The following is a 7,632-nucleotide window of genomic DNA, read 5'->3' as shown; positions in this document are numbered from 1 at the left end:
TATGGTATATGGGCGACGGTGCGATGGCTCGTTGTGTTGCGGAAATTGATGAAGATGACGTTAACGAAGTACCAACAAGAGAATATTTCTATGCTGGCACAGGCTTTGCTGATGAAGCTCATGGCGGCGTTAATGCCATGGAATATATCCAGAAACTGTTTAACAGAAATAAAAAATAAATAAAACAATGGTTTAGCGGATGGCATAGGATATATGCCTCCCGCTGCTATACTGAAGGGATGCATCTCATTATGAGAGATGTTGTTATAGTCAGCATGTTGCATGACGGCTTGGTATGAGCTATGAAGGGTTATCATATGGGGTAACCGCTGAAAATCTGGCTAAAAAGTATATCTATGGCGAGAGGCTATCTCCATAGTCGAAAATGGTATCTCAGACGCAGAGACTGTCGATATTGCCGTAAAGAACAGCTTTGGGCTTCGATTGGCCTCAGCTTGGACCGTTGGAGAATGCCGATATGGCTGGTCTCGACTTGACTTGGAACATACACAGCTATGTCTTGCAGTATTTAGAACATTCACATGAGTCATCACATCTGCTTAGTAATCTTAAAGACAGGAGATGGCTTCTTTAAGCTTACTAAGCAGATGAAAAGAAGCGAGTCTCCGCTGAATTAAACATTTATTTATTTAATGAAAATTTTTACTATCTCATGCAACTGCAAATATGATACTGATAACATCAGTAGGTGGTATCAGTGCACTTGATTGTGGATTTTTTGTGGAACGATTTGGGTAGAGAAAATATATTCTTGGGCTTTGTTACACTGATTATTGGATTAATTGTTGCTTTAGATATTGAAACGCCTGGATAATCAATAGAGGAAAGGGATTTGACGTTATAAAGACAAGCAACTATATACAATTAATTAAGGGAGGGACATAAATGAATAAAGTAATTACCTTAGATGAAGCGGTTTCAAAAATTAAAGATGGAATGACAATTATGGTAGGTGGCTTTCTAGGGAACGGTTCACCTCATAAGTTGATAGAGGCATTGGTTGAGAATGGAGTATCTAACTTAACATTAATTTGCAACGATACAGCCTTCACTGACTATGGTGTTGGAAAAATGGTTGTAAATAATCAATTTAAGAGAATTATTACTTCACATGTCGGTACAAATCGTGAAACTGGAAGACAACTAAATGAAAGAATTACTGAAGTCGAATTAGTTCCACAAGGAACTTTAGCAGAGCAAATACGTGCTGGTGGAGCAGGATTAGGAGGAATATTAACGCCTACAGGTATTGGTACTATTGTAGAAGAAGGCAAAGATAAAATTGTTATAGATAATAAGGAATACTTAATTGAAAAACCTTTGAGAGCAGATGTTGCTATTATTGCTGGCAGTAAAGTAGATGAATTTGGAAATGTATATTACGAAGGTAGTACGAGAAATTTCAATTCAATTATGGCCACAGCTGCAGATATTGTTATTGTTGAGGCTGAAGAAGTTGTAGAAGTAGGCATGATAAAGCGAGAAGACGTAGTTACTCCCGGAATATTTATTGATTTTATAGTATGGGGAGGTAATGAATAATGAATAAAGAAGAGATTCAAAATTTTATAGCAAAACGTGTTGCAAAAGAAATAAAAGACGGAGATGTAGTAAATTTAGGTATTGGTATGCCAACTCTTGTATGTAATTACATACCACAAGATATCAATGTTATGCTTCAGTCCGAAAATGGATTCATTGGTTTAACAGAAGCAAAAGATGAAGATAAAATCTATGAACATGGTAAAAACATTGTAAATGCAGGGTGCAAACCTGCTGGAATCAAAGCTAACGGGGCATTTTTTGATAGTGCTATGTCTTTTACGATTATAAGAGGTGGGCATGTAGATGCAACTGTTTTAGGAGCATTGCAGGTAGATGAAAAAGGAAACATAGCCAATTGGATTATACCAGGTAAAATGGTCCCTGGAATGGGCGGAGCTATGGACTTAGTTATGGGAGCAAAAAAAGTTATAGTTGCAATGGAACATTCTGCAAAAGGAAAACCTAAAATATTAAAGAAATGTACGCTTCCTCTAACTGCAGCAAATCAAGTAGATTTAATAATAACTGAAATGGGAGTAATAGAAGTTACTAAAGCAGGATTAGTCTTGAAAGAAATTGCAGAGGGATATAAGGTAGAGGATATTAAAGCAGCTACAGAAGCAGAATTAATTATTGATAAAGATTTAAAAATAATGGATATTTCATAAATATGGAGGATTTTATATATGAAAGAAGTTGTTATTGTCAGTGCAGTTAGAACACCTGTAGGAAACTTTGGAGGTACACTTAAAGATGTTTCAGCAGTAGATTTAGGTGCTTTAGTTATTAAAGAAGCTGTAAAAAGAGCAAATATTAAGCCAGAATTAGTTGACGAAGTAGTAATGGGAAATGTTATTCAGGCAGGGGTTGGACAAAGTTTAGCTAGACAAGCTTTGTTAAAAGCAGGCTTGCCTGAAGAAGTTCCAGGATTTACATTGAACAAGCTTTGCGGTTCAGGAGTAAGAACAGTTAGTTTAGCAGCACAAATGATTAAAGCTGGAGATGCTGATGTAGTGGTTGCCGGTGGAGCAGAAAATATGTCAGCAGCACCATATCTTTTACCAGATGTAAGATGGGGACAAAGAATGGGTGATGGAAAAATAGTAGATTCAATGATGCATGATGCTCTTATTGATACTATCTTAGGATACCATATGGGAGTTACTGCAGAGAATATAGCTGAAAGATGGAACTTAACAAGAGGAATGCAAGATGAATTTTCTGCAGCATCACAGCGAAAAGCAGAAGCAGCTATAAAGGCAGGAAAATTTAAAGATGAAATAGTGCCTGTAGTTATAAAAACTAGAAAAGGAGAAGTAATTTTTGACACCGATGAGTTTCCAAGGTTTGGAACAAGTGTTGAAGCATTAGCAAAATTAAAACCAGCATTTAAAAAAGATGGAACAGTTACAGCTGGAAACGCTTCAGGATTAAATGATGGAGCTGCTGCTGTAGTGGTTATGAGTGCTGAAAAAGCATCAGAACTTGGTATAAAGCCAATGGCTAAGATAGTTTCTTATGGTTCAAAGGGATTAGATCCAACAATTATGGGATATGGCCCATTTTATGCCACAAAAAAGGCTTTGGAAGCAGCTAACTTGACAATAGATGATATTGATTTAATAGAAGCAAATGAAGCTTTTGCAGCACAAAGTTTAGCTGTAGCAAAAGATTTAAATTTTGATATGAGTAAAGTTAATGTTAATGGTGGGGCCATTGCTCTTGGGCATCCATTAGGATGCTCAGGAACAAAAATATTAACTACTTTACTTTATGAAATGCAAAGAAGAGATGTTAAAAAAGGCCTAGCAACTCTATGTATAGGTGGAGGCATGGGAACTGCAATAATTATAGAAAGATAATGGCTTTTAACATAATTTTGTTAGTTAAATTTATAGAAAGAATTTTAAATTTCTTTTTACTTCATGGAGGGTGTATTTGTTTGCGCAGATATTGTAATTCATAAGTAAAAGAAAAATCAATACTCATGTAAGTTGGCGAAATATAGATATAAGAAAAGGGGTACTGAAATGACAAATAAAACAATTATTACAGTTGCACCAACTGGTGCGTGGCCAAAGAAAAAAGACAATCCTAATGTTCCTATGACTCCTCAGGAAATTGCAGAGGATGTAACTGAATGTTATAAAGCTGGAGCAGCAATTTGTCATCTTCATATGAGAGATGATGAAGGTAATGGGACAATGGATAAGATTAAATTTGAAGAAACAGTTAGTCTAATAAAAGAGAAATGCCCAGAAATTATTATAAACTGTACAACTTCAGGAGATATAACATCAACAGATGAAACAAGACAAGCTCATTTAAAATCTATAAGACCTGAAATGGCCTCTTATGACTGTGGTTCTATGAACTGGATGCATAGTGGTTTATTTATAAATCATCCAAAGTTTTTAGAGCAATTGGGAATGACAATGCAAGAATATGAAGTAAAGCCCGAAATTGAAATATTTGATGCAGGTATGATTTATAATTCTATGTATTATATTAAAAAGGGTGTGTTAAAAACACCATGTCATTATCAATTTGTTCTTGGAGCTGCTGGTGGATCAACTGCTACAATAGAAAATTTAGTATATTTAAAAGGGTTAATACCAGAAGGTAGTACATGGGGAGCACTTGGTATCGGGAAACAACATGTGCCAATAATGTTAGCTACTGTTGCTATGGGGGGACATTTAAGAGTTGGTATGGAAGATAACGTCATGTGGAATACAGGAGAGCTAGCTGAGTCTAATGCACAATTAGTAAAACGTGCTGCTGATATAGTTAGAATATCAGGAAATGAAGTAGCAACTCCAGAGGATGCAAGAAAAATATTAAACATTACTAGAAAGTGTACTTTTTCTAAATAGAATTTGTTTAGTATAAATGATTAAAAATATATTTAAATGGAGAATGATGATAAAATGATTAAAAAAATTGCTGTAATTGGTGCAGGAACAATGGGGCATAGTATTGCGGGAGTATTTGCCCTTTATGGATATCCTGTAAATTTATTTGATGCTTATGAAGAAACTTTGAAAAAAGTAAAAAAAACAATGAAAAATGAACTTTTAGAACTAGTAGAGGAAAGCTTATTTGATGAAGAAACTGTAATAAGAGCATTAGGAAATATTACTCTTTGTAATAAATTGGAAGATGCTATAAGTGACAGAGATTATATAATTGAAGCTACACCTGAAAATATTGAATTGAAGAGAAATTTGTTTGCAACTATGGATAAACTTGCACCTGACCATGCGATTTTTGCAAGCAATACTTCGAGTCTTCCTTTGAATGAGATGCTAGTGAGTGTAAGTGATGAGCGTAAAAAAAGAATGATGGTTAATCACTGGTATAATCCAGCACTTCTAATGCCTATTGTAGAAATGTCATTTTTTGGAAATATGCCAGAGGAGATTTTTGAAGAGGTGGAAAAGCTTTTTAAATCTATAAAAAAGCAAACTATAAAAGTTTTAAAAGATGTTCCTGGGCTTGTGGCAAATCGCATTCAACAAGGAGTTGCGAGAGAAGTATTTTCTCTTATTGAACAGGGAGTCGCCGAACCAGCTGAAATAGACAAGGCACTAAAATTTGGACCGGCATTTCGTTATGCCACAACAGGTCAATTAGAAGTAGCAGATTTGGGTGGCTTGGATATTTGGTGTACAGTATCAGATAACTTGCTAAAAGAAATTGATAACTCAACCTGTGCTAACCCAATTTTACGTGAAAAGGTTAAGGAAGGTAAGCTGGGAATTAAATCCGGAGCTGGTTTTTATAATTATAATCCAGATGAAATTGAGAAGGTAAGAAAAGAATTTAATAGACGATTAATTCATCAATTGAAAGCATCAGAATTTTATATAAAGTAAGTGGTACTAAAACTAGGAGCTGTCGCGCTATAGAGAAGAACCGCCGAAAGTTAACTTATACTCCGTGAGATGTTTCCAAGCTTCAGCACTATAAAAACTTTTTGTCAATCTAAAGCTTAACATTTTCAAAATCTAAGAAACATTTATAAACTCGTACCTCAAGACGGACCCACTTATCAATTCTCATTGATAAGTGGCTCGTAAAAAGCCATTTAGGCTTTTTACCATATAAATACTCCTAAGATTTTCTAAAATGTTTCGCTAAGATTGACTAAAAAGTTTTTATATGTGCTGAAGCTTAGGAAACATCTCCCTGCGTATAAGTTGACTTCCTGGTGTATTTCTTTATAGTGAGACAGCCCCTGTTTTTTATATATTGTGCACTATAAATAATAAGGAGATAGTTTGATATGAACTACGTGCAAATTATTAATTCCATTTTAGTTTTAGCAGTAATTATATTTATTGGATTTATTATTACAAAGTTGAGAGTAATAGATAAGAATGGGGCATCGGTAATAAGCAATGTCATTATGAAAGTAACATTTCCTGCAATTATTTTAACATCTATGCAAAAGAGTTTCACACAGGAACTTTTTAAAAATAGTATTGCTTTAATAGGTATATCTATGGCCATATATGTAGTATTAATTATTTTTGTTACTATTTTTGGAAGAGTATCCTCTTTACCTTTGGAAAAGCTTAAAATTATGAAGTTTTTAATTATTTTTGGAAACGTAGCTTTTATGGGCTTTCCTGTAGCAAGTGCTCTTTACAAGGATGTAGGAATTTTTTATGCATCTTGTTTTAATATGTTCTATAATTTATTAATGTTTTCTTATGGCATAATGATTTTAGATAAAAAAAGTAAAAAAATTAATTTTAAGAATTTAATAAATCCAGGACTAATTTCTACAATTATAGGATTTATTTTCTTTTTAACTTCATCAAAATTGCCATATATCATTTTTAGGCCTTTGGAGTGGGTAGGGGATATGACCATACCATTAGCATTATTGGTTGTAGGAAATAGTTTAGCAGAAATTAAATTTAAAGATCTAATAAATGATCCTATGATATGGATTTATTCATTAGAACGATTACTAATATTCCCTTGTGCATTAATGTTTATATTGAAATTTATTGGGTTAAGTAGTTATTTACTAGTAATCCCTGTGGTAATAATGGCTACTCCGGCACCTTTGACAGCGGGAGTATTTGCAAGGGCCTATGGAGGGGATGAACTATTTGCAGATAAAAGCATAGTACTGTCAAATTTTTTAGCAATAGTCACGGTTCCATTAATTATTTTTCTAATTGGTATGTAAGTCAATTCCAAAACGGAATTGACTTTTTCTATTTTACAATTTAACTTTGTGGTTTTATAATCGTACAATTTAATTGTAGGCAAAAAAAGTAACATGACGTTGCCATTGATTGTTTATATATTAACAATTTTATAATAAACGTAGGAGGAGCAATATGGAATTTAAAAACTTAATACTTGAAAAAGAAGATAAGATTGCAGTTATTACAGTAAATAGGCCTAAAGCGCTCAATGCATTGAATTCAGAGACACTAAAGGAACTAGATTCTGTGATTAAAGTGATAGTAGAAGATAAAGAAATTCTTGCAGTGGTTCTAACTGGACAAGGTAAAGCCTTTGTTGCAGGAGCAGATATATCTGAAATGAAGGATCTTAATGCTATAGAAGGAAGAGATTTTGGAATACTTGGTAACAAAGTTTTTAGAAGGTTAGAGAATATGGGGAAACCTGTAATTGCTGCTGTTAACGGATTTGCATTAGGTGGTGGATGCGAGTTATCAATGGCTTGTGATATAAGAATAGCTTCTTCAAAAGCAAAGTTTGGACAACCTGAGTCAGGATTAGGAATAACTCCGGGTTTTGGGGGAACTCAAAGATTGCCAAGAATAGTTGGTGAAGGAATGGCAAAAGAACTTATATTTACAGGAAAAATAGTAGATGCACATGAAGCTCTAAGAATAGGATTAGTTAACAGAGTAGTTGAACCAGAACAATTAATGGATGAGGCTAAAACTTTAGCAAATACTATAGCAACTCAAGCGCCAATAGCTGTAAAGCTTTGTAAAGCAGCTATAAATAAAGGAATGCAGTGTGATATAGACACTGGAATAGCTTATGAAGCAGAAGTATTCGGGCAATGTT

At 34.1% G+C, this 7,632-nt stretch carries 8 protein-coding genes; all 8 read left to right on the top strand.

The window, feature by feature from the left end; translation table 11 throughout:
* Nucleotides 1-369: 369 nt before the first annotated feature.
* Nucleotides 370-546 (top strand): hypothetical protein, encoded by a 177-nt coding sequence (locus tag I6U48_RS29930; RefSeq protein WP_312891143.1) that lies wholly within the window; start codon nucleotides 370-372, stop codon nucleotides 544-546.
* Nucleotides 547-906: 360 nt separating this feature from the next.
* Entirely contained in the window at nucleotides 907-1,563 is a 657-nt protein-coding gene (locus I6U48_RS26320; protein WP_218323488.1) for a 3-oxoacid CoA-transferase subunit A, read from the top strand.
* On the top strand, nucleotides 1,563-2,234 hold the full coding sequence (locus tag I6U48_RS26315; RefSeq protein WP_218323487.1) for a 3-oxoacid CoA-transferase subunit B: 672 nt from the start codon (nucleotides 1,563-1,565) through the stop codon (nucleotides 2,232-2,234). Before I6U48_RS26320 ends, I6U48_RS26315 begins: the two co-directional genes overlap by 1 nt.
* A gap of 18 nt (nucleotides 2,235-2,252) precedes the next feature.
* Nucleotides 2,253-3,428, top strand: a complete 1,176-nt coding sequence (locus I6U48_RS26310; RefSeq protein ID WP_218323486.1) for an acetyl-CoA C-acetyltransferase — start codon at nucleotides 2,253-2,255, stop codon at nucleotides 3,426-3,428.
* Nucleotides 3,429-3,596: 168 nt separating this feature from the next.
* The gene (locus I6U48_RS26305) at nucleotides 3,597-4,442 is read left to right on the top strand and encodes a beta-keto acid cleavage family enzyme (RefSeq protein WP_218323485.1); all 846 of its coding nucleotides are present in this window, start codon (nucleotides 3,597-3,599) and stop codon (nucleotides 4,440-4,442) included.
* A gap of 54 nt (nucleotides 4,443-4,496) precedes the next feature.
* Complete coding sequence (locus I6U48_RS26300) at nucleotides 4,497-5,444, top strand: 3-hydroxyacyl-CoA dehydrogenase family protein (RefSeq protein ID WP_218323484.1); 948 nt, start codon at nucleotides 4,497-4,499, stop codon at nucleotides 5,442-5,444.
* Between the two features lie 410 nt (nucleotides 5,445-5,854).
* Nucleotides 5,855-6,772 (top strand): AEC family transporter, encoded by a 918-nt coding sequence (locus tag I6U48_RS26295; RefSeq protein WP_218323483.1) that lies wholly within the window; start codon nucleotides 5,855-5,857, stop codon nucleotides 6,770-6,772.
* Between the two features lie 154 nt (nucleotides 6,773-6,926).
* Nucleotides 6,927-7,632 (top strand): short-chain-enoyl-CoA hydratase (locus I6U48_RS26290; protein ID WP_218323482.1); only part of this gene is annotated, 706 nt, incomplete at its 3' end.

Origin of the sequence: Clostridium thailandense, from assembly GCF_019207025.1 — a bacterium.
Taxonomy (GTDB): domain Bacteria; phylum Bacillota; class Clostridia; order Clostridiales; family Clostridiaceae; genus Clostridium_AM; species Clostridium_AM thailandense.
This window is presented reverse-complemented; position numbering and strand designations above follow the sequence as displayed.